The 23,930-nt window shown below is 42.7% G+C and carries 14 protein-coding genes; 9 read left to right on the top strand and 5 right to left on the bottom strand.

What is annotated here, in order from left to right:
- Positions 1-71: 71 nt before the first annotated feature.
- The 5 genes from ACESPU_RS14040 to ACESPU_RS14020 all read right to left on the bottom strand — a co-directional run bounded on the left by ACESPU_RS14040 (position 72) and on the right by ACESPU_RS14020 (position 15,288).
- Complete coding sequence (locus tag ACESPU_RS14040; RefSeq protein ID WP_373133459.1) at positions 72-5,429, bottom strand: glycosyl hydrolase; 5,358 nt, start codon at positions 5,427-5,429, stop codon at positions 72-74.
- 113 nt (positions 5,430-5,542) lie between these two features.
- Positions 5,543-8,656, bottom strand: coding sequence for a glycosyl hydrolase (locus tag ACESPU_RS14035; RefSeq protein WP_373133458.1), 3,114 nt, complete (start codon positions 8,654-8,656; stop codon positions 5,543-5,545).
- A gap of 93 nt (positions 8,657-8,749) precedes the next feature.
- Complete coding sequence (locus tag ACESPU_RS14030; RefSeq protein ID WP_008780805.1) at positions 8,750-10,309, bottom strand: RagB/SusD family nutrient uptake outer membrane protein; 1,560 nt, start codon at positions 10,307-10,309, stop codon at positions 8,750-8,752.
- A 13-nt stretch (positions 10,310-10,322) separates the two neighbouring features.
- Complete coding sequence (locus tag ACESPU_RS14025; RefSeq protein WP_373133457.1) at positions 10,323-13,391, bottom strand: SusC/RagA family TonB-linked outer membrane protein; 3,069 nt, start codon at positions 13,389-13,391, stop codon at positions 10,323-10,325.
- 472 nt (positions 13,392-13,863) lie between these two features.
- Positions 13,864-15,288 (bottom strand): L-fucose/L-arabinose isomerase family protein, encoded by a 1,425-nt coding sequence (locus tag ACESPU_RS14020; protein ID WP_122368697.1) that lies wholly within the window; start codon positions 15,286-15,288, stop codon positions 13,864-13,866.
- 279 nt (positions 15,289-15,567) lie between these two features.
- Between ACESPU_RS14020 and ACESPU_RS14015 the strand changes: the two genes are divergently transcribed.
- From ACESPU_RS14015 to ACESPU_RS13975, 9 genes are all read left to right on the top strand, one after another.
- Positions 15,568-16,455, top strand: a complete 888-nt coding sequence (locus ACESPU_RS14015) for an AraC family transcriptional regulator (RefSeq protein WP_008780808.1) — start codon at positions 15,568-15,570, stop codon at positions 16,453-16,455.
- Between the two features lie 69 nt (positions 16,456-16,524).
- A complete protein-coding gene (locus ACESPU_RS14010; protein WP_373133456.1) occupies positions 16,525-17,478 on the top strand; it encodes a transporter in 954 nt (317 codons plus the stop codon).
- A gap of 178 nt (positions 17,479-17,656) precedes the next feature.
- Positions 17,657-18,850 carry a site-specific integrase gene (locus tag ACESPU_RS14005; protein ID WP_004315367.1) on the top strand — a complete coding sequence of 398 codons (1,194 nt, stop codon included), beginning with the start codon at positions 17,657-17,659 and terminating at the stop codon, positions 18,848-18,850.
- Positions 18,851-18,961: 111 nt separating this feature from the next.
- A complete protein-coding gene (locus tag ACESPU_RS14000) occupies positions 18,962-19,885 on the top strand; it encodes a hypothetical protein (protein ID WP_049702057.1) in 924 nt (307 codons plus the stop codon).
- Between the two features lie 131 nt (positions 19,886-20,016).
- Positions 20,017-20,304, top strand: coding sequence for a helix-turn-helix domain-containing protein (locus ACESPU_RS13995; RefSeq protein ID WP_005802192.1), 288 nt, complete (start codon positions 20,017-20,019; stop codon positions 20,302-20,304).
- A gap of 5 nt (positions 20,305-20,309) precedes the next feature.
- Positions 20,310-21,383, top strand: a complete 1,074-nt coding sequence (locus ACESPU_RS13990) for an AAA family ATPase (RefSeq protein ID WP_049702058.1) — start codon at positions 20,310-20,312, stop codon at positions 21,381-21,383.
- 164 nt (positions 21,384-21,547) lie between these two features.
- Positions 21,548-22,513 carry a toprim domain-containing protein gene (locus ACESPU_RS13985; protein ID WP_049702059.1) on the top strand — a complete coding sequence of 322 codons (966 nt, stop codon included), beginning with the start codon at positions 21,548-21,550 and terminating at the stop codon, positions 22,511-22,513.
- Between the two features lie 145 nt (positions 22,514-22,658).
- Complete coding sequence (locus ACESPU_RS13980) at positions 22,659-23,042, top strand: MobC family plasmid mobilization relaxosome protein (RefSeq protein ID WP_049702060.1); 384 nt, start codon at positions 22,659-22,661, stop codon at positions 23,040-23,042.
- A complete protein-coding gene (locus tag ACESPU_RS13975) occupies positions 23,008-23,928 on the top strand; it encodes a relaxase/mobilization nuclease domain-containing protein (protein ID WP_049702061.1) in 921 nt (306 codons plus the stop codon). The genes ACESPU_RS13980 and ACESPU_RS13975 overlap by 35 nt, the downstream gene beginning before the upstream one ends.
- The last annotated feature ends 2 nt before the right edge of the window (positions 23,929-23,930 follow it).

The following is a 23,930-nucleotide window of genomic DNA, read 5'->3' as shown; positions in this document are numbered from 1 at the left end:
GAATGGCTGTGTTTAAAATTACTCTATTTTCTTTCATATAGTAACGAATTTAGAATGTTATGGGCCAACAATTAAGTATATTTTAGTTTTAATACATAAGAACCGGGATGTGTGATCTTATATACGTTGATTCCGTCTTTTTCCGTGCGTAAAAGTGGCAAATCCACCTTTTCTCGTTTATCCAGTCTTAACTCGATAGAGAGAGATTCCGGTATTTGCAATCGTAGTTCACGTTTACCTTTTATGCCTTGTGCCGAGAATTGAATGGCTCCTTTGGGGGTTTGCACATCAAAACGGATATGCTCAAGATCTCCTAACTGAGGTTCCATCTTAATCCTCTCGCAACCGGGTTTGAGTGGATGTACTCCTGCGATACCTTGGTTGAGGGTAATTAGGGGATACATGGCACAATGGCTCCATTGAGAACCTTCGTCGGGATAAGCCTGCCAAAACTCTTGCAACGTATTATTGGCCCATACGGAACTCATGTTGCCCCATTTTTCCCTTAGGTCGGATAAGACTGTGTTGATCTTCCTGTATTTAACCAAAGCCCATAGAGGCCATACGGCGTTACAGGGATACGACACTCCCATTTCTGCTGGACTTTGTTCTAATAGATTCAATGCTTTTGCGGTCTCTCCGTTTGGACATAGATCAAAGATCAAGGCGGTCGCTAAGGAACGATCGCAGTAACGAATTTCTCCTTCCTCGTCTTTCCATGGTAGATTGTTTACATAGACTTGTTGTTCCTTATCCCAAAATTTTTGGATACATCCTTGTAGAATGTCCGCCGCATACTGATTGATCTCATCTGCTTTTTGAGTATCGCCAAACGCTTGGCATAATGTAGATAAGGCATTTCGGCACATGGCAACGATGTATAGATTGAGTGCGAGTTGCTTATGCTTCGTTTGCTTATAAGCCTCATGGTCGATATAGACAGAGCACATTCCTAAGTTCTCCACCGGAACCAGATGTTCTGATTTGTCAGTCAATTTATAGAGATAGCTGAAGAAGGAGAGTAGTCTGGGATAGACCTCCTTTAATCCTTGTAGATCGCCTGTGTACATATAGTAATGAAAAGCATCAAAGCAAAAACCAATACTATGATCCAATATTGGGCCCCAACCTGTTAAATGCATTTGTCGTTCAACCGTACGAGCTAAGCGATCCCATGCGGGCCAACTATCCATGAAATATCCGTCAATGGAAAGCCCTTGGCTGAAAGTGTTCACGAATCGATACGGTAACGTTATATCACCTAGTGTTTGGATTACGGCGTGTAGTTGATGACTTCCGTCTCCACTGTATTGTTGTCTTTCGCGAGCCATTCCATCTACTAGAGTTTCTTGAGCGCAATTAAATAATGTATTCACGGCGGCATTGACTACGTGTTGGATGGTATCATCCGATATAACGATAGTAGGTTCCGACTTCCAAGGATAGATACGACGACGCATACCTACTGAAGCTATTTTTATGGGACGGTTGAAGTTGCGGATATGCAGTTGTAACCATCTGAAACTCTCAAAATCGAAAGTCTCAAAATGGTTGATTCCTTCTTTACAGATGAAGCGCGACCATGAATTGAAATGCGAGTTGATAAGTGCTGGGCCTCCTTTCTGATGAGCCTCATGAACCAGTAGCTCCACTATGGTCCCTTCGGGTGCATCGATCGTGAAATGAGGCCATCCGACACCTTGTTCCGGAAAAGAGAATGTCAGGGCAGCTGCGTAGTTTCCCTGCGGTGATATTTCCCACTCTCCATCCCCGAGAGATCTTGTGATTGGTTTATCGATTGTCTCGAAAGCGTCTGATACCAACAAATCAAAATAATCTTCCGCCGGTCTTTTCCAATGGATCCACATAGATTCTTCTAGCGTAGTGGCATGGAAATCAAATTCTCGCATAGTGGGAATGCTTCTTTTCCGTATCTCGGACAATTGCTTGTCACCGAATATTTCCCAGACATACTCGGAGGAGCTGTTGCACACGGAAGGTTCCTTGCCATCTTGGCTTACAAGGATAGCCTTTGTCCAATTTTCGTCTGGTTTGAAATCGGAGGTATCCCATCCGTATGGATATAGCCGAGCATCGAATTCTTCCTGTAAGGAGCGTAGGAACCAACGTTTATATTGTCCCGGTCGCCAACTTTTAGCAAGAAAACAATCCCATGAGGCATCGGTCACCAACTTTTCTTGATCCATGTCTAGGTTTAGTATAAATCCGGGCTTTCCCATTGGATGTGTACCATCTCCAGAACCGAAAAAGCAAACTTCTACAGCGATTACATTTTTCCCTTCAGTGAGAAATGCGGTTAAGTCTATTGGATCAGCCTCTTGCCAGCGAGGATCGGAAGGGGCTGGCCCCCATTGGATTCGCTTTCCGTTGACAAACAAGCGATATCGGCTGTCTGCCAATATCCAGCCGATAGCCTTATGAGGTTTCTTGTCCAATACGATATCTTTCCGAAATAATACAAATGTATTTTGCAAGGTTCTACCTGCGGGATACCATATCCACTTTGCGGGGGATAAGTCCAAGGCGATACTTCGTGTATCCACATCCCATACTTTCTCTTTTAGAATGCTAACCGGCCCTAACAAACCTGCGTCCGTAAGCGGGGTACTAGCTCTTAACATGTCAAAACGGAAAACATCATGAGTACGGGTAAACCGTTGTTCCTTGGGTAATTTCCAATCACCGATCACCCGATTAGCCCATAAGTTAATCACATCGATTTCTACGAAGTTGCCGGTCTCTTTTACATAGTCCGTGATATCTATTCGCCACGGGGTGCACCATAAGACACCTAAGTCTTTGTTGTTGAACCGAACTGATGAGACATGCTTGACATCTCCAAGGTCTAGGTAGATACGTTCGCCGTTTCCTTTCTTGAAAGAAAGGTCGAATGATTTCCGGTAAGTGGCTGTCCCCGAATAATACTTGATACCCTCCTCTGGCCGATCTATCCAATTGGATAAATCCTCGAAAAAGACCTTTTGTGGGCCTCCCATAGTTGTGTCAAACATCACTTCCCAAGAGTGGCTTAAATCTTGCGCTATTTCCAGCTTGCTGAAATTACGATCGCCTTCTCCTTGCTTATCCGTTGAGATTGTCTTGTCAAATACGACAAAGTAAGAACCGTACGGAACGAACTCTAAAGGGACGGTCGTATATCCATCATGCTGGGTGAAAGAGGAGGCTATTCTCATCTCGCCTGTTACAGGGTCCCAAATCTCGGGTTGTTTACCTTGAACTCTGAACGTAAATTGGCTAGAAGTTTGTTTGCCTGTCCGGTTGATGACAAAGTATATATCGCAATCGTCCAATGAACGGTGGATGTAATTGAATTTTTCCGGTTCTGCAGTCTGGTTCAGATAGGCGAAGTCTTGTCCGATTCTATCCGCTTGCAAAACCTCGCGTGCGGTTTTGCCCCAGATGATCCTTCCTTTACCTAATTTACGTTCTGTGATGTTTTTCCCATCCAAGTCTCCCCAAATCTCTGAGGCCAGTTTACGTACCTCATTGTCCGCATAAGGATAGTTGTCTAGTCCTGCGGACATTGTTGGTGGTGCGCCTATGACGGTTGCTCCGTCCATAATCAGTTCACGCAGTTTCTTAAGCACATCCAGGGACATCATTTCCGATGCTTCGGTAGGAACTTCTAATTGTTGGTAGCGAGAAACGGCCTCGCATATCTCCTTATCTGGTGAGACGCAATTTAGGAGATAGAGTAAGCGATAACTCATGCCGTCCGGCAAGACAATCCTACCATCTTTTACGGACATTCTCGTTAACAAGACCTCCACATTCGTATAATCACAGTCGTATCCTAGACCTAACGACGGAATGATGTACTGAGGAGGAACCAGTGATGGAGTCTGTTCGCCAATGTAATAGCATACGTCGCCTACGAATTTACCTTCTTGCAACAGATATTGGCATCGTGATAAATAAGAGAAGAATGCGGATGATTGTTCCCACCAAGTAAGGTTGGGGGTAAAATGCTGTCCAGCGCAAAACTCATAACCTGGTTTTCCATCCTCGGGTGGCTGGCAGGTTGACTGGTGCAACATAAAGCGGTTTATTCCTTCGCAGAATGCGTCATTCGCATACGGTTTCAAATCATACGGGCCTAACGACCAATGAGTACGATCTTGTTCCATTTGGGTGAAAGCTTCCGCTTGCGCCTCACGTAGACCATAGATATGAGCGGCAGAGGCGGTTTGTTTCAAATTCAACCGGGCGCTTTTCCGGGAGTTCATTCCGTCTTCCGGCAATTTGTAATGAACCCAAAACTCGCCGGCAGGAATATCGCATCGTCCTAGATTCTTTAAGACATCCTGGGGTGGAATGTCATTAGGTCCTCCGGCTTCATTGCCGACATTCAGTCCGTTCTTATGGCAGAGATCGTAAAAATGACCGTAGTAATTATCGGCGATACAATCTTGAATCGTGCGATCGAAGTCTTCTTGGAAACGTTCGCAAAAAAGAGAGTCCTTAACTATATATCCGGACAATATGGCCATATAAGGTTTCAAATCGTATTTCCGGTAGTGCATGAATTGTTCAGGGAAATCTTGTGTCCAAGTTAATTTCCCGCATTCCCAGCTATCCGACCAGAAATAGGCCAAATCGCCTCCTGCCTTTTTGACCTCGTCAAGAATAATTGTTCCCAAGTGGTTGAAATGGTTGTCGAGGGCCGCTTTGCTTAAATAGTCGATCTCATATCCGGCTCCTTCTGCGAAAGTGTCCCCTTGGGGATAGGCGAACCAACGGCTCCAAGTATGTCCGGTCAAGGTATATCCTGTGCGGAGGATCAACCAATTTCCTTTCGGGGCTTTCCATTCAAAGTTTCCGTCTGGTTTCATGTATAGGGTTAGGTCTTTTGCGGATTCTGCGTCTACCAACTTCTTTGTGGTGTCAATACGGAAAGCCTGTACCCAGACATCTTTATAATAGCCTTCTACGGTTTCCGGCTGAGCCAGTTTCATGGAGACTTTCTTACCTCCTGCGATAATCGTATCCGATTGGACTACTTTTTTCATTGCGTTGTCATACGTAACCCAAGGACCCAGCATCGTCCATCCTCCGGACAGGTTGAATCCCAATTCGATATCCAGTCGTTTAGCTTCACTGACGGCGTGCCGGAAAAGTTCACGCCATTCCGGGCTGAGCCACTTGATTCCTTCTAAAGCTTTGTCACCTGCATATCCTCCGGTGCAGATCAGATTCACACCACTGATCCCTTTCTCCTTGAATTCCTGCAAATCTCGGGTAATACCTTCTTTGTTTATTCGGTTATAGAGCCACCACCAATACACACGGGGTTTCGCTTGATTGGGAGGAGCGTTGAATGAATGTCTCAATTCATCGCTTTTTTGACTGAATATGGGTGATGCGCTCAATAACAGCAAGTATACCATCAGTGCATATTTATATGAATATTTAAACATCGCTAAAAATCTATTGTGATTAAATAAATGGCATCAAAGCATGTTATGCGTATAATCATGCTTTGATGCCATTATTATCTCTATTAATAAACAAGGTCAAAATCTTCCATTAAGCCATAATCCAGCATCTGATAGTCGGAGCCGGGTATTTGCTTGCGAATATTCTTCCAATGCCATGGACTGGCCAGACCCGGATTCGGGTTGTTATAATGCGGGCCTAACAGGTTCTTGTGGCTTCCTATTACGCGGACTTCTATTTGATTTTTTCCAGGTTTCAAATAGGAGGCTACATTCAAGCGATATGGATCAAACCCGATGATTCCGGCTTTCTCGCCGTTCACGTAGACTTCGGTGACCGTACCGTTCCAAGCGTTCAACTGGATGGTGTAGGGTTTAGAGGTATCTTTCACGTCGTATTCCTTTGTATAGGAAACATCCCAAGAATAGAACGGTTGTTTTTGTTCTTTCCAGCTGCCCAAAGTCAGTTTCTCTACTGGAGCGCTGATGCTCCATCCTTTGCTTTCAGGAACAACCGCAAAATCACCGATCACATAGATCGGTTCGATCTCTGCGAATATACTCATTGGTGTCACACTCATCTCGACCGTGTTGGTTCCTTGTTTCACCATGTTTCCGATCGCGTATACTCCGAAAGAGCGGTCTAGCCACCATTCACCAGGAATGGCCTGTACTTGCTGTCCGTTTACTTTCACGGAGAAAAACTCAGGACGTTCAGCTACCAGTTTCATCGTAGAATAATCAAACTTATCATTCACGTTGAAATGGTAGGTTGCGACGAATCCTCCGGTCTTGAAGGTGTCCCTATCCAAGATATTTCTTTTGTATTGTACAGAAGTGTTCCATGGATTGCCATTTGTAAAACCATATTCCTTGAATACCATATCGGCAGCTTGTGCAAAATAAATGTTTTTCTGAGTTTTTCCCTTTACGGATACATCACAGAAATCAATATTCAATGCATTTTCTTTCAAACGTTTTACTTCAACACTTTTGCTAGCTGCCAATTTCGTATTTCCGGCGATAGCGGGTGCTTCCGGATATCCTTTCAATATATGGTTGGAATAATAAAGTAATAAACTTCCTGCAGGTTCCAAATGGAAATCTGTATGTAATAACCCATTGTCTACAACGGAAGGATAGGAATAAATCTTACCTTCCATGGCATCTAGGCGGATTGCAGATTTGCCGACTGTGGCTATGGTTCCCTCTACGGACTCGGTCATGGATGAGTTGACTAAGAATAGCAATTCCCCATCTGCAAACTTACGACGTTGATGGAATAAGTCGCCTCCCTTAAAAGAAAATTTACAATCTTTTGGAGGAAAAGCATCTTGAATGACTTTTTCATTCAATTGATCGTAGGATATGACCGATTGTGCGCTTAATACTTTGGCTAATTCGCCGTTTTCTGCGCCATCAATCCGATTGGGAGAGGAGAAACGTACCACTTTTCCTCCTTGCAGAACGAATTTTTGTAGTAAATCGAATGTGGGCTTATTTAAAGTCTCCATCAAAGGAGGAAGAACTACTGTTGAGTAAGCTGCTTTTCCGATGACGAATTGACCGTTTTTTACGGCTCCTTGATCCTTGATGATATTCTCAGAGCCCAGATCGTATTCTACTTGACTCTTTTCCAAAGTTGTCACAAAGGTTTGGAAGGCTTGCCCGACTTCCATCAATTGCTTGCTACTTTTTGTGTGAGAATAATAGCTCCATAGGGTAGAGTTCGGTTCGATAACCAATATGTCATTGTCTTGTACACCTTTACTCATGACCCAAGATAAGCGTGCGTAGTAATCATTCAAGCTCTTGTAGTTAGACCACCAAGGAGAATGGTATGTAAATACTGGAGGGTAATCGTATTTACGAGCGCCGGTCAATGTCATGTGCGAAAGATGTTGGTTCATAAAATTGACACCTAATACGTATTCCCAATCACCTAAACTCTTGAAGTCTTTGAAGGTCTCATCCCAGCCTCCTCCACCGTATGTCTCACTCAAAGTCCGGATATATCCCATTTGATTGGCCACGCTCCTCAGCTCTTTTACCGCACGTACGTTACCGAATTGCGCGACGGGGCTTTTATCATCAAATTGGTTGAACAACATATCGATGGCCGGGACTTGATGCCAAGCATACATGGCCATGTTATCCGGTCCGTCATTCATATAAGGCCAACCATGTTCCCAGTAATGGCCTGTCCATTGTAAATTGTTTTGCTCGCAATAGGAATGAAATGGTTTTGACCATCGATCGATAAATAATTGCAATAAGGTTTCCATGTAGTTATGACGTACCTCTTTCCAGTTGCCGACTTCTTCTTCTAACAATGGCAATAAAGGTCTTAAATCGTAATTCCACTTTTGCTGGAATACGTCGAACAAATCCGGTGTCCAGCGCAGACCTCCGGAGCTCTGGATATTGGGTTCGTCAGTAAAAATACCCGGTATGGTCTTGCCAAACTCATTTTTAGCAACCTTCTCATAACCTTGCATCGTTACGTCGATGAACTTCTCGGTTACGCCTTTTACCATGACATCTACGTAAGAATATCCACCATACCAATCCGAGCGTCCATAGAATGTTTTCTCATACAGGTAATATTCTCCTTTCTTTTGTTTGTAGGAGTCAACTTCGTTTGTGATGTCTTTCCATTTGTCACCCTCTTTTTTTAGGCAGATAAAACAGTTGTCTAACTTCTCGGGTAATAGCTCAGCTTTTTTCAAAGCCAAACCTTGTCCTTGATTATAAGACTCCGGCATCAGTTCGGGAACATGTCCACCTGCGAAACCACTGGGATATGAGTTCTCGTCATAGATCCAGATGTTCATATCATTTTTTTTTCCATAGTCGACAGCATGCCTGTACAAAGAGTACCATTCGTCTGACATATATTCGGTAATGAGACCTGGACGTGGATGTATAAATGCTCCTCCAGATCCGGCGTCTTTCAACTCTTGGATTGTCCGTTCTACCTCTTCTTTTGTCACCTTACCATTCCATACGGCGAAAGGTGCTGTTCGATATTCTGCTTTCGGATCTTTAAATCCGGTTTCCAATGTAGCCCAATTATCGGAACTCATGGCTTCTTGCCCATCACAACTCGTTAAGCCCCAAGATAAATATCCGCATGTAATAGCGAAAGATAGATACTTGACTAATTCCTGTGTTTTCATGCTATTAAATTGTTTATATAAATCCGCTATAAAATTAGTGTAATCTCCGAGAGGGCTGGCTATTGCCGGCCCTCTTCAAAAGGAATAATTATATTAATATCCGGGATTCTGTTCCAATAGATAATTGATGTCCATTTCACGTCTCGGGAAGGCGTATACGAAACGCTCTTTCGTGACGTTGAATGCGGAAGGTAAAATCCACGGATAGAGAGCTTTCATGGTCTTGCCGAATGCTGTCATTTTTTCAATGGCTTGATCATTGCGGATTAAATCCGTCCAACGTTTGTTCTCGAAGGCCAACTCATGGCGCATTTCATCCATAACATCGTTTAATGTTACAGACGCTAAAGGTTTAAGTCCCGCTCTTTCTCTTACTTGGTTAATATAAGGCAAAGCTTCTGCGTTCTTACCTTGTTTCACCAATGCCTCTGATAATAGCAATAAGGCGCCTGAGTAACGGTAAACCGGGAAATTATCGTCTGCCCTCAGTGAATAGGTGTAAGGTGGATGATAATACTTCTTTACAAAGTAACGGAAGTCTTTTCCTGCAGCTGGCGTGTAACCGATCGGGCTTTTAACTTCTTCGAATGTGAAGTTATCACCATCCAACGTTCCTTCTGCCACTGCGATAGATGCCTCTAAACGTTTGTCTCCCTTTTCATAAGATTGGATCATTTCATCCGTGGGAACATTCCAACCTCCGGCGGTACCACCAGGCCATGCACCTACATAATTGGAACCAGCGATACCCATAAGGACTTCATTGTTACTACATTTAGGGATTATATTCCAAGGAATACGATTCCACTCATCTGTACTACCGTCATTGGCGTATTGTACTTCCAATATGGATTCTTGGTTGTTTTTATTCGCTTTGTCAAATACAGCATTGTAATCACTCAACAATGTATAATTCATCTTTGTGATATCTTTCAAGTCTTGCTCTGCGGCCGGATAATTCCGATCGGGTTGAGACATGTAAGCGTATGCTCTCAACATTTTTGCGGCTCCCATCGTTGCTCGTCCGCTTTGCGGGAATTTAGAAGGCACAGGTAAACCTAACGTAATCGCTTCCGTAAGGTCTGTGATAATTTGGTTATAAACCTCTTCAGCTGAAGATTTTGCTTTAAACGCATCAGCTTCGTTCTGTACCTCCTCCAATATCAAAGGGACTCCCCCCCAGTGCTGAACCAAGTCGTAATAATAGTATGCTCTTAAAAATAGAGCCTCGGCTTTTACTGCGTTTTTTTCTGAATCTGTCATTTCAGAGGATTCCAAACGATTCAAGATTGTATTGACACGACCTATACAAGTATAATTGTCTTTGTATCGGGTCTCTATCCAGCTAATAGGATCTCCGCTATCCAAGAACAAGGCTAGTACCTCCGTTGAAGCGTATGGGCCTCTATCTCCTGAGTAGAAGGTATAGAAGGAATTATCCGAGCGCATTTCATCCATCATTATTCCGGTTTGAGCAATGCTTCTGAAAGCTGTGTAAGAAGCGACTAGTGCTTGGTCGAAGTGCTCTGCTGTTTTGTAGAATGTATTTGCTGTAATGGCTGTATCCGGATTTAAGTCCAAAAAAGAATTACTGCAAGACGAAAAATTCAACAATGCAGCCAAAGCTGCAACATATAAATATCTTTTTTTCATACTGATTTAACTTTTAAAATTTAACATTAACGCCTAAGGAGAATGTACGAGCTACCGGATAAGCGGTATTGTCTACCCCTTGATATAAGCCACTGGCACCTTTGCCACTGACTTCCGGGTTCATACCTTTATACCCTGTCCAAGTCAATAAGTTCTGTCCACTTGCATAAATGCGTAGTCCTTTCACGTATGGATTCTTCTTGATGGGAATAGTATAGCCTACGGTCAAATTCTTAACCCTTAAATAAGAACCGTTTGATACCCAGCGAGAGTTTGTATAACGGAATAGCTCTGTTGTACCTGTACGAGTACGTGGAACTTGTCCGTCACCGGGATTGTCTACGGAACGCCATCGGTTGGCTACACCTTTATGTACGTTGAATACGCCATCAATATTCTCTGTCCACTCCAATGTGCCGTCAATGATGTCGTTTCCAACGGATCCGGTCAATAACAGGCTGGCATCAAAGTTTCTCCATGAGAATTCATTCGTTATGCCGAATGTGAAGTCGGGATTCGGATTTCCAATATAAGTTCTATCGTCCATGTCAATCTTGTTGTCTCCATTCAGGTCTTTCATTCGTACAGTACCAACCATGGATGACGCATGCTTAGGACCTGCCTCATATTCAGCCTCAGTCATGAATACTCCGTCGTATACGTATCCGTAGAACATACCTAATGGTTTCCCTACAGCGGTATGGTTGTAATCTTCTTGGTTGTTGAAGCCTCCAATGGGAGTATCGTTTGTCCCCAATTTGGCGGCTTTGTTTCGGTCGATGGATACATTAATCTGCGTATTCCATTTAAAGGCTCCTACCATATTCTTTGTTTCCAAACTGATCTCATGACCCCAGAAATGGAACTCACCGATGTTAGATTGAATATTGCTGAATCCGGAAGAGTAGGGGATATCAATCTGATACAAGAGACCATCCGTCCATTTTCTGTAGTAATCATAGACTAAGAATACACGATCGTTGAATAACCCTAAATCCACACCGAAGTCCATTTGTTTGGTTGTCTCCCAGGTCAGCTCGTTGTTTCCGATACGGGAAAGAGCACGTCCAGCGGTGATAGATCCATCTGTCACATAGTTGTAGGAGCCTACGGAAGCCAAATAGGTATAATTTCCGATGTTGTAGTTTCCTACCAGTCCATAACTACCGCGAAGTTTCAAATGGCTAACTTTATCGTATTTCTCCATGAAAGGCTCATCTGAAGCGATCCAGCCCACTGAAACGGACGGGAAGTTGGCGAATTTCGCATTCGAACCAAATCGGGAACAACCATCCCGGCGGAATGCTACAGATAAGATATATTTTTCTTTATAGTCGTAATTCAAACGTCCCAAATAAGAGATCATAGCCCAGCTACCCCATTTATCAGCATCAGAGTTTCCTGTTCTTGTGATTGCGGCTCCAAACCAAGGTAGCTCATCATCCGGATAGTCGGAAGCGTCGATTCGAGCGTTTTCCTGTGTGTTTTTCTGAGTCGTATAACCTACTAAAATATCAAGGTTATGATCATTTGCGATTGTCTTGTTGTAAGTTAACGTGTTTTCCAATAGCCAGTTTACGTAATTAGAAGTATGATAGGAACCTGTGGCTGGTTGAGGAGGAGCGGAGAACATAGCTCCGTTTGCGGTAGATGGAATCCAGTTTGAACGAGAGTTGTTCGCCAAATCCGCATTAGCACTTAAACGATACTTCAAGCCATCAATGATCTTGATGTCTGTATAGGCATTGACCGTGCCTCTGAAGGTTTTAGAAGGATTCTGACGCTGAGTAAGTACAAGATAATAGTTAGGGTTGGCAAACATACCCGGTTGCGTATAGGCGATAGGATAAGTTCCGTCATCATTCTTGTATTTCAACTGCGGGTCCATCAACATGGCAGAACCTATGATGTAACGTCCACCACCTAATCCGTCTGTTAATTGACCGATTGTGTAAGATCCGGAGACATTTAATCCGAATGAAACACGGTCAGATGCTTCATATACGTTATTGGCACGTGCGGCGAAACGATTGGAGTAAGTGTTCAAAATAACACCTTCTTTTGCGTTGTAATTGATATTGACAGCTGATTTGAATTTCTCTCCTGCTGCGCTTAGGCCTAAGTTGTAGTTTTGTGTGATTGCGTCTTGCAAAAGAATATCAAACCAATCCGTGCCCTTACCTATTGCTTGTGGGTTTTGATAACATTCGGGAACTCCTCCTGTATAACCTTCGTAAAGTGCTTGATCTTCATAATATTCTTTCTTGAACTGGGCAAATTCTTGTGCATTCATCAAATCAGGCCTTCCTTGATTGGAGACCTTGTCAATTCCGAAGTATGCGCTGAAATCGATATGCGGTTTACCTGCGCTTACTCCTTTAGCGCTTTTTGTAGTTACCAAGATAACACCATTGGCTGCGCGGGATCCATACAAAGAGGCAGAAGCCGCATCTTTCAATACAGTGATATTCTCGATCTCATCCGGGCTGATGGATGCCAAACCGGAAGTAGTGGGGAAACCATCGATAACCACTAATGGTTCGTTTCCTCCATTGATAGAAGCCGCACCACGCACACGGATCACTAAACCGCCGTTTGGTTCTCCATTGGCTTGGTTGATTTGTACTCCAGAGAATTTTCCTTGTAATTTTTCCCCAATCTGGGAAACCGGCATATCAGATAGTTCACTAGCATCAAGCTTACTCATAGACCCTGTTACTGAACGTGCTTTTTGAGTACCGTAGGCTACGACGACTACTTCGTCTAGGGCTTGTGTATCTTCTTTAAGATTTATGTTGATTGTTGTTTTATTACCTATTGGTATTTCTTGGGTATTGTATCCGATGTAGGAAATTTGCAAAATGGCATTTGCCGGTACTTCCAACGTATATTTACCATCCATGTCTGTAATGGTTCCATTGGTTGTCCCTTTTACGATGACATTTGCTCCGATGGCAGGATCTCCATTTGTGTCATAAACAACACCGCTGACTTTTTTGTTTTGTTGAGTCACCGTTGAAACCAAAGGATTGTCTAGTGTCGCAGATTCCGTTGCCGCAATACCGGCAATTCCTGGGAACATGCTAAATAGAATAATAGGAAGGGTGCTTTTTAACATTGGAACACCATTGTTCTTCCTCGTTGTGAAAAGAATGTTTTTCATAATTTAAATAATTAAATTATTAGATTGATATTAAATTGTTGGTGGTAAAATGATTACCAATAAAATAGGTGATTTAAAGGTCTAATACTTTTTATTTCATAGGCAACATCTAATTTGATATTAGTACTATCGGAACTATGAAACTAGCAGATGTATTTATGAGATTATAGCTATATGAAAAAGATATTTATTGGAAGAACAATATCATTTATCAAACATTAAATATCATTTTTTTAATATGTGGTTACTAATATTTTTAGATTTTTGCAAAGTGGAAATATAAAAGAGACATAGTTCCGATAGAACTATGATATTTGCAGAGAGGACTATGGGAAAGTCATATATGGCAGTCCTAAGAAGTCTTTTTTATTAGAGATGTTAAGATGATCCCTTAAGCGATCTTTATGACAGGAATATTTAATAAAAATCCCGTTTTTTCCAGTTTGCTAGCAAGATGACCTATTCCGATAGCGCAATGATGTGACGGACCAGCTTTGCTCCAGTTTTCCATAAAGCTTTTTACCCCACAAGAAAAACGATACCGGCTATTTGTATTACCTATCTCCAGAACAGGGCCCGGAACGGACTCTCCTTCGGCTACCAATAAAAATATTCCCTCCTTTCCTTCACAAACAGACAATAGGGTGACTGGCCCATTCTTGACGGTCATTTGAATGGATAATCCTTTGCCCGGTTTACCATGATAAACAGGAAGAGGTACGAGTTTTACTTTACCATCGGACATGGCGAAGTGGGCAGGACCATCATGACCAAGTAATATGACATCGTCTTTAAAGTCCATGGCATAAAACTCGGAAAAAGATCCGCCGGCTTTTAGCAGGGAGAGTATTTTCATGGCTTGAACATTTTTAACCTCGCATTCGCCAGCTATAGGTATGTTCTTGCCGGTCAATAAGGTGTTACCTGCTATAACAGAGGTTACAATATCCTCATAATCATTGCCGGGATAACCTTCGTAATAGTAAGCCATTGAGCCTAGCTGATGGCTTTTGATTAATTTGTCTAATGCGACGGATGTGCGAGCAGCACGTATTAGCTCCGTTTCTTCACATTCAGCGACTACCTCGAACTTACGTTGGAATTCCATTATTTTTTCTTTGATCTCCTGGTCTGATACCGCATCTCTGTAAGCTTTTAGCTCGCACATTTCCAGTAGTTCGATATGTGTGCCGAAAGAAGAGGATTGCTGGGATATATCTGAGTAAACATCCAACATCCCACAATAATAATGGCCTAATATACCCATACGATGCTCTCTCATACCTGCCATAACCACGGTTGCGTCGAGCCAGTCGTTTAACTCGGCCCAAGTTGCGTTGTCTTCCAAATGCCCCGTCACGATCTTAAAAGGTAGCCCAGAACGGATAAGTATATTCGCGAATTCAGGGACGGAGCATGCTTGGCAATTCGCTAACCATTCGCCTGTCATGAGACCTCGGTCTCCTAGACTATTAATATATGTATAGTCTATGTGAGAAGAGGGCTGTATGTTTAATAGTATTATGGGAACTTTTAGGCGTTGTGCCAACGGTAATATCGTAGATGATAGCGCATATGTCGAGATATAAACAAAAAGTACTTCTATATTTTCATGCGATAAGACATCTGCGATGTTTTTGGCTTCCTCCGGACGATCTAAGATCCCAGCGTTGATTATACTTATATCCGGACGTGTTAAAGAGTCTGCTATCTTTTTCTGATATTTGCAAAGTTTTTCATAGAGTCCTTCAAATTGGGACCAATAGGTATTTAATCCCATCCCAACCAATCCTACATTTATTTTTTTGTTTTCCATGTTTTATAGATTGAATTTTAGTTTCATATTATCTTCTTTGACCAACAGCAAAGATATAGGGTTGCTTTTGGTCTTGTTTTATCTATTTGATTTTATATTTTAGAAAAGTGATAGTTTAGTTTAGAGAAAGTGAACTTCCCTTGTCGTAGAAGATATACTTCAAGTCCCTTAGGATATATACTGCGTCGGGTAAGTAGTACTTCATATCTTCTGTCATGTGTGTGAAATATATTATCTTTGGTCAATTATTTAGTAATGTTATAAGGAGGATATCTTTTTATGAGTACACAAAATAATAACATTCGTTATCTGAATGTTAGTCCGATGGATGAGCTATGGGGGATGATGGTTACAACAGTCGGTTATCAATCCATACCTCCGCATAGTATTTACCCTGTCAGGCAACAACATCCTTTGACGTATTCTTTCAACCCGGAAAAAGGACGTATATTAACGGAGTACCAATTGGTGTACATTTCTGAAGGTTGTGGGTTCTTTGAATCCCAGTCTTTTAAACGAAAAAAGATTAAAGCAGGGACGATGATCTTGTTGTTTCCGGGAGAGTGGCATACCTATTCTCCAGCGGAAAATGGTTGGTACGAGTATTGGGTGGGTTTTAGAGGCAATTTAATAGAGGGTTGGATTTCTAATAAATTTTTCTCAAAAGAGAATCCTGTCTATGAGATAGGGGTGAATGTTACAATTATAGGTTTGTATGAGGAAATAGTTTCTCATGCTATAAAGGAGCGAAACGGTTATCAGCAACTTATTTCTAGTATTGTCTTTTATCTGATGGGGGAGATATATTATAAAGAGAAGAATCGTTTTTTAGGGCAGTCAGATGCGGTGGAGAAGATCAATGAGGCACGAGCTTTCATGAAGAGGAATATTGATAATCCTATGTCGGTGGAATCGATCGCTCAGAGTTTGAATGTGAGTTATTCTTGGTTTCGAAGTACCTTTAAATCTTATACGGGGGTATCTCCCGCTCAATATCAATTGCATTTACGTTATCTTCGAGCAAAAGAGCTATTAAGTACTTCTCGATTAAGTATTTCAGAGATAGCGTATGCGCTTAATTTTGAGACTGTATCTCAGTTTTCTACTTTTTTCACGAAGAAAGAGGGCTTATCTCCCTCGAAATTTAGGAGACAGAGCCAACAATAGAACGGTTTTTGTTTGCCTCTTTCGGTGGAAAGATGTTATTTTGCATCCCGAATTAAAAGAATAGGCGTTATGTTGAAATTCTTCAAGACATGGACACTCCCTATCTCTATGTTAGCGGGTGCGATAGGGTATTTTGTTTTCGCCAATGTTACTTTTCTGGAGCCTACAAAGCCGTTCATGTACACTTTAATAGCGTATCTGACGCCCTTTTTGATTTTTGCGCAGTTGCTCTTAACCTTCTGTAAGATCTCTGTCCGGGAATTGATGCCCAGCCCTTGGCATGGTTGGCTATTGCTTATCCAAGCGGTTTCCAGTTTGGTGCTTGCAGCCTTATTGTTATGGTTGCCAATGAGAGAGGAATACCGGGACGTGTTTGAGGGAGCGATGGTCTGCCTGATTTGCCCGACTGCTACGGCGGCCGCCGTGATTACGGGTAAATTAGGGGGAAGCGCCTCTAGTCTGACTACTTATACCTTATTATCGAATCTATTGGCAGCGATTGTCGTGCCGCTGGTCTTCCCATTAGTGGAACCGCATGCCGAGATTACTTTCTTCGCCGCATTCTTGAATATCTTGGGAAAAGTCTTCCCATTGCTGTTATTCCCGTTTTTCCTCGCTTTGTTCTTGCGTAGATTCATACCACCTATCCATCGCTTCCTTGCGGGGCTTCGAGACATGGCCTTTTATCTCTGGGCCGTCGCTCTAGCTACCGTGACCGGGCAGACCCTGAAATCCTTGGTTAATAGCGAGGCGGAGATTTATGTAGAAATCCTGATCGCTTTAGGCGGCTTGATAACCTGTATCGCGCAGTTTTATTGGGGAAAGCGCATCGGCAAGAAATACAATGACCGTATTAGCGCCGGACAAGCCTTGGGGCAAAAAAATACCGTGTTAGCGATCTGGATGTCTTACACCTATTTGAACCCCTTGTCTTCTGTTGGCCCGGGGAGCTATGTCCTGTGGCAGAACATCATCAACAGCTGTCAGTTGTGGAAAAAGAGAAAAAATGAGATAAAATATTAAATATAAGATATTGGTATTTAGTATTTTATGTTTATTGAGTGTAATTTCCTTTATTTTCCTTGTTTTCTTGTTTAGTCTAATAAATGCCTTTATTTTGTTACTATTTTGTTACCCGTATTCATTGGAGTAACAAAACAAATCGCTATATTTGTATCGGTAACAAAATAAGAACATAATTATGGCGAAGAAAAAACAAGAAGTTAAATTGAAAGAACCTGTAAGGATTAGATTCAAGCAGCTTGCCAATGGCAACCAGTCTATTTATTTGGACTATTATACAGGTGATGTTATTAGAAAAGAAAATTATGTTGGCGGTAAACGGCAATATGAATTTTTGAAGTTGTACCTTATACCCGAAAAAACGAGGGAGGATAAGGCGAAGAACGAAGCTACATTGGCTCTTGCAAAAGCGATTCAGAGTAAGAGGATAGTGGAGTTACAAAATGATGCACACGGTTTTCAGAACACCAACAAGTCAAAAGCGAATGTGATTGATTATTTAATGAACATGAGAAGCCAATCTAAAGAACGTGGCAGCTTGAACTATGAAAAGACTGTTGGTAATACCATCCGTGAACTAAAGTTGTTCAGAGGGGATTACATAGCTTTTCGTGATATAGATAAGGACTTCTTAAATAGCTTTGTGGATTTCTTGAAACAAGCGAAGAAAGCAAGCAAGTTTGGTTTGTTAAAGGCTGGGGGTGTATTAAGTAATAATTCCGTTATTGCTTACTATGGGGTGCTGCGTACCGCTATAAATAGAGCCTATAAAGAGGGGATTATTACGGTCAATCCAACGAAAGAGTTTGATTTTGCCAGTAAGGTAAAAGCGGAAGTCAGCCGCAGGGAGTATTTGACAATAGAGGAATTGAAGCGGCTTATCGGGACAGAGTGCAAGTATGAGATAATGAAACAAGCCTTTCTTTTCAGTTGTTTGTGTGGGCTGCGTGTAAGCGATATAAGAAAATTGAAGTGGAACGATTTGCAGAAAAGCGGTGAAAGAATAAGAATTGAAATAAAGATGCAGAAAACAAAAGAACCGCTTTATCTGCCTATATCCGATGAAGCGTTAAAGTGGTTGCCGCAACAAAATGAAGCAAAAGGCGATGATTTGATTTTTCCTTTGACGCATGAGGGAACTATAAATAAAATACTTCAAAAATGGGCGAAAGACGCAGGGATTATTAAGCATATCTCGTTTCATGTTGCCCGGCATACCCATGCTACCATGATGCTTACATTGGGGGCTGACTTGTACACAGTTAGCAAATTGTTAGGACATAAAAATATTGCCACAACTCAAATTTATGCGAAGATTGTCGATAAGAAAAAAGAAGAAGCTATAAGTTTGATACCGAATTTGACGGACTGATTTAAAAAGAAAGTATGGTTATATCACAGTTACCGTACTTTCTTTCTTTTTTTGTCTTTGTTTAGCCGGAAAAATATATCTTTGTTTCTACTAACTGAAACATAGATTATTATGACAGAAGAAGAACTGAAAATAAAATTCGACCATATACAAGGTATATTCAATCGCTGTATCAATCATGCCAGCCAAGTTATGATAGATAATATTGCCTCTAAGTCCTTATATTTCGACGCAGAACAGGCTGATAAACTGGAACAGCAAGAATATGTTCGTACCACTGATGAGTTGGTGCAGTTATATATTCGTTATTCTGTGTTGAATGATATTCAATATTTTTATTCTGTATCTGATTTCTTTTGGGAAAGCGGTTTTTATGAATCCTTGAAATCCGATGAGAAAAGAAAATACATGTCGTTTAATCCTCTTTCATTTGATTATTCCCGGTATGAGCAAGATAATACGGTTTATGATGAAGAACTGCCTTATTTTTCTGTAATAGTTAAAACTGTTGTATTGGAAAAATATTCTGCGTACTTGCGAAAAAAGAAAGAAAGTAAGGTGCAAGCGGAAATGCAGCCACAACAGAAAGAGCCGCAACCAATTCAAGATAAATGCCAAGAGCCTAAAATTATCTCCCATATTGCTGAAACAGAAAATCCGTTTAAGTCTATTTTAAACGACAGACAAATAGCATTGTTGGTGGATTGTATCAATGAAGTGGAAATTTTCAATGCTCCTATGACTTTTGAAGATTTGAAAGCAATACTTTCCTGTAAGCCAAAAGTTATATTTAGGTCTAATAACAACAGGCAGGTAGCTTTTCTTTTTTCGGAATTAAGCAATCGTGGTTTGATAACACCTAACTGGCAATCTGTTATAGCAAAGAATAAGTTGTTTGTTACGAAGAATATAAAGAAAGATAAATATCTGAATCAAGGTGATTTAGCCACAGCCGCCAATTATGTAAAAGGGGTGGAACATGAAAAAGATTATGTAACCATCAGCAATTATATCAAACAACTGAAAAAACTTTAAGAATAGGTTAATACCTCAAACATAGCTTAATCCACTATCAAGCTATTCCTCAATACTTTTGCCCCCGTAATCGATTACAAGAAACTGGAGGGCATGCACTCCATATTGTCTAACGCAAATACTTTTGTTATATGGAAACAAGTATTGAGAAGCGAGTTGCAGAACTCGAAAATTTAGTGTTCCTTTCAAAGAATGTGCTTAGTTTTGATGAAGCGAGCAAGTTCTTGAACCTTTCAAAAAGTTACCTGTACAAGCTGACTTCGGGTAACTTGATACCCCATTACAAGCCGCAGGGCAAAATGCTTTATTTTGAGAAAGCGGAATTAGAAGCGTGGTTGCGTCAGAACCCGGTGAAGACGCAGGCGCAGATAGAGCAGGAAGCGCAGAAATATATCCTTAACCGTCCCTTAAAGAAATAGCGGCTATGGAAAATAGAAAAGCGACAGAAGCCGGGCAGGATGTCACCATGCAGAAAGAGGATTTTGCAGCCCTTTGGAAAACCATCCATCTAAAGGTGACGGACACTTACGAAGTGCCGCCCGAAATACTCTGGGTGAACGGCTCTACCATTGGCACGCTGGGTAATTTCAGCGCATCCACAGGAAAAGCCAAGAGCAAAAAGACATTCAACATTTCCGCCATCGTTGCGGCAGCGTTGAAGAATGACGAGGTACTGAAGTATTCGGCATATCTGCCACCGAACAAGCGGAAAATCCTCTATGTAGATACCGAGCAGAGCAAATACCATTGCCATAAGGTCATGGAGCGTATTTTGCGACTTGCCGGACTGCCTACCGACAAGGACAGGGACGATTTTGTTTTCATCGTGCTAAGGGAGCAGACCCCCGACAAGCGGAAACAGATTATCGGCTATATGCTTGAAAATATGCCCGATGTGGGGTTGCTCATCATTGACGGAATCCGTGACTTGATGTATGACATCAACAGCCCCAGCGAATCAACCGACCTAATCAACCTCTTGATGCGCTGGTCAAGCGGATATAACCTGCATATCCACACTGTACTGCATTTGAATAAGGGGGATGACAACACAAGGGGGCATATCGGTACGGAACTGAACAACAAGGCTGAAACCGTCCTGCAAATCACGAAAAGCCAGCAGGACGGCAACATAAGCGAGGTAAAGGCGATGCACATACGTGACCGGGAATTTGACCCGTTCGCATTCCGTATCAATGACAACGCTTTACCCGAAATCGTGGATGATTATGTATTCCAACAACCTAAGCAGGACAGGAACTTTTCGCTTGCGGAACTGACTGAACGGCAACACCGGGAAGCGTTGGAGAACGGTTTCGGCAAGCAGGTGGTACAAGGCTATTCCAATGTCATAGCGGCATTGAAACAGGGTTATGCGAGTATCGGTTACGAGCGTGGACGCAATGTTCTTGTGTCGCTTAACAAGTTTCTTGTGAACAAGCGCATGATTGTGAAAGAGGGCAAGGGCTACCGCTATAATCCCGATTTCCATTATTAAAAGTCAGTTTGGTTTAGTCCGGGTGTATATACAAGAGGAACGGACTTACTATTTCCCTGTATCGGAACAGGCAGGTTTAGTATGGTACGGGTGTATATATAACGGACTAAACAGGACTGGCGCACTTTTCAACTATTTTTTTTATCCCCAAAAAAGAAAATGTTATGAACATCGAAGATGTGAAACAAATACCCATCGCAGACTATCTGCACAGTTTAGGTTACTCTCCTGTCAAGCAGCAGGGTAACGGTTTATGGTACAAATCACCGTTAAGGGAGGAACACGAACCGTCTTTCAAGGTGAACACTGACCGCAACCTTTGGTATGACTTTGGCGCAGGCAAGGGCGGTAACATTATCGCACTGGCAAAGGAACTCTATTGTTCCGACAGCCTGCCATACCTTTTAAACCGGATAGCGGAACAGACACCGCACGTCCGTCCGGTCAGTTTTTCTTTTCCCCAGCGTAGGACAGAACCGAGCTTCCAGCATTTGGAAGTCCGTGACCTTACCCATCCGGCATTGCTCCGTTACTTGCAGGGACGGGGTATCAATGTCGAACTGGCAAAAAGAGAATGTAAGGAACTCCATTTTACCAATAATGGCAGACCGTTCTTTGCTATCGGTTTCCCGAACATGGCAGGAGGTTACGAGGTTCGCAATTCCTTTTTCAAAGGCTGCATCGCCCCGAAAGACATCACCCATATACGGCAGCAGGGAGAGCCGAGGGAGAAGTGTTTGGTGTTCGAGGGTTTCATGGACTACCTCTCTTTCCTTACGCTCCGCATGAGGAACTGTCCGACCATACCCGACCTTGACAGGCAGGATTATGCCATTCTTAACTCTACCGCCAATGTGTCGAAAGCCATTGACGTGCTGTACCCGTATGAACGCATCCACTGTATGCTTGACAATGACAAGGCTGGATATGAAGCGACACGGGCTATCGAATTGGAATACCCCTACCGTGTGCGTGACTTCTCGCACAATTATAGGGGATATTCGGACTTGAACGATTATCTGTGCGGCAGGAAGCAGGAACAGAAAAACGCAGCCAGCCAAGTGCAGGAAACGAAGCAGGAAACCGGACAACGTGCCGCCCCAAGACAAAAGAGAGGCAGGGGCATTTAATCCGGCAGGACTACCAACGGCTGGCGGTTTATTTGGAGAGCAAGGTTATGTTTCGGTAAACCGAAACTACCTTGCTTTGCTCACCGCAAAGAAAATTTCTCCCGTTGGTCGCAATTTTTAAGATACCATTTAAATGTAAAAACCTATGACGAATATAAAGGATAAGCCGGGGGGACGTCCGGCAAAGAAACGGATAGAGAAGCAGCAACGGGTTGTCAGTACGAAACTGACCGAGTTGCAGTATTACGCCATCAGAAAGCGAGCCGGGGAAGCTGGGTTACGTGTCAGTGAGTATGTAAGGCAGGCGGTTGTTTCGGTAGAGGTCATACCCCGGCTGAACAGGCAGGATGCGGACACCATCCGCAAACTGGCAGGGGAAGCCAACAACATCAACCAGTTGGCGCACCGGGCGAATGCCGGAGGTTTCGCACTGGTGGCGGTGGAACTGGTGAAGCTCAAAAACCGGATTATTGAAATCATAAACCATTTGTCAGATGATTGGAAAAATAAAAAAGGGAAGCGGGTTTAAGGGCTGTGTGAACTATGTGCTTGGCAAGGAGCAGGCGGTTTTGCTTCATGCGGACGGGGTTCTGACTGAAAGCCGGGGAGATATAATCCACAGCTTCTGTATGCAGACCGGGATGAATCCCGACTTGAAAAAGCCTGTCGGACATATTGCGTTGAGTTATTCGGCAGTGGATGCGCCCAAATTGACAGATGGGAAGATGGTACAGCTTGCGCAGGAGTATATGCGTGAAATGAAAATCACCGATACGCAATATATCATCGTGCGCCATCAAGACCGGGAACACCCACATGTGCATATCGTGTTCAACCGCATAGACAATAACGGCAAGACCATTTCGGACAGGAACGACATGTATCGTAACGAACAGGTATGCAAGAAGCTGAAAGCCAAACACGGGCTTTATTTCGCCGAGGGAAAAGAGCAGGTGAAGCAGCACCGATTGAAAGAGCCGGACAAATCAAAATACGAGATTTACACGGCTGTGAAAAATGAAATCGGCAAATCCCGTAACTGGCAGCAGTTGCAGCACAGGTTAGCGGAAAAGGGTATCACTATCCAGTTCAAACGAAAGGGACAGACTGACGAGATACAGGGCATATCCTTTTCCAAAGGCGAATACACGTTCAAGGGGTCGGAGATAGACCGCAGTTTCAGTTTTTCCAAACTGGATAAATGTTTCGGGGATGCAGGAATGAATGTTGCCGAAAGCCAACGGCAAACAACTTTCGCACCCGTTCGGGAACAAGCACCTGCACCGGACAAGGCTGACAGTCCGTTGATAACAGGTTCACTCGGTCTGTTTTCTGCTTCTTCTCCCCCAGTGGATGAAGAACCTAATTTTAATTTGAGAAAGAAGAAGAAAAAGAAAAAACAACTTAAACAGTAAAG

Origin of the sequence: Parabacteroides sp. 20_3, from assembly GCF_964238835.1 — a bacterium.
Classification (GTDB): domain Bacteria; phylum Bacteroidota; class Bacteroidia; order Bacteroidales; family Tannerellaceae; genus Parabacteroides; species Parabacteroides distasonis.
This window is presented reverse-complemented; position numbering and strand designations above follow the sequence as displayed.

Bases quoted from the DNA above. Each gene is read 5' to 3' on its own strand.
- ACESPU_RS14025 (WP_373133457.1), bottom strand. From the start codon at position 13,391: ATGTTCCCAGGAATTGCCGGTATTGCGGCAACGGAATCTGCGACACTA.
- ACESPU_RS14020 (WP_122368697.1), bottom strand. From the start codon at position 15,288: ATGGAAAACAAAAAAATAAATGTAGGATTGGTTGGGATGGGATTAAAT.
- ACESPU_RS14015 (WP_008780808.1), top strand. From the start codon at position 15,568: ATGAGTACACAAAATAATAACATTCGTTATCTGAATGTTAGTCCGATG.
- ACESPU_RS13980 (WP_049702060.1), top strand. From the start codon at position 22,659: ATGACGAATATAAAGGATAAGCCGGGGGGACGTCCGGCAAAGAAACGG.
- ACESPU_RS13975 (WP_049702061.1), top strand. From the start codon at position 23,008: ATGATTGGAAAAATAAAAAAGGGAAGCGGGTTTAAGGGCTGTGTGAAC.
- ACESPU_RS14010 (WP_373133456.1), top strand. From the start codon at position 16,525: ATGTTGAAATTCTTCAAGACATGGACACTCCCTATCTCTATGTTAGCG.
- ACESPU_RS14040 (WP_373133459.1), bottom strand. From the start codon at position 5,429: ATGGTATACTTGCTGTTATTGAGCGCATCACCCATATTCAGTCAAAAA.
- ACESPU_RS13995 (WP_005802192.1), top strand. From the start codon at position 20,017: ATGGAAACAAGTATTGAGAAGCGAGTTGCAGAACTCGAAAATTTAGTG.
- ACESPU_RS14035 (WP_373133458.1), bottom strand. From the start codon at position 8,656: ATGAAAACACAGGAATTAGTCAAGTATCTATCTTTCGCTATTACATGC.
- ACESPU_RS13990 (WP_049702058.1), top strand. From the start codon at position 20,310: ATGGAAAATAGAAAAGCGACAGAAGCCGGGCAGGATGTCACCATGCAG.
- ACESPU_RS14000 (WP_049702057.1), top strand. From the start codon at position 18,962: ATGACAGAAGAAGAACTGAAAATAAAATTCGACCATATACAAGGTATA.
- ACESPU_RS13985 (WP_049702059.1), top strand. From the start codon at position 21,548: ATGAACATCGAAGATGTGAAACAAATACCCATCGCAGACTATCTGCAC.
- ACESPU_RS14030 (WP_008780805.1), bottom strand. From the start codon at position 10,309: ATGAAAAAAAGATATTTATATGTTGCAGCTTTGGCTGCATTGTTGAAT.
- ACESPU_RS14005 (WP_004315367.1), top strand. From the start codon at position 17,657: ATGGCGAAGAAAAAACAAGAAGTTAAATTGAAAGAACCTGTAAGGATT.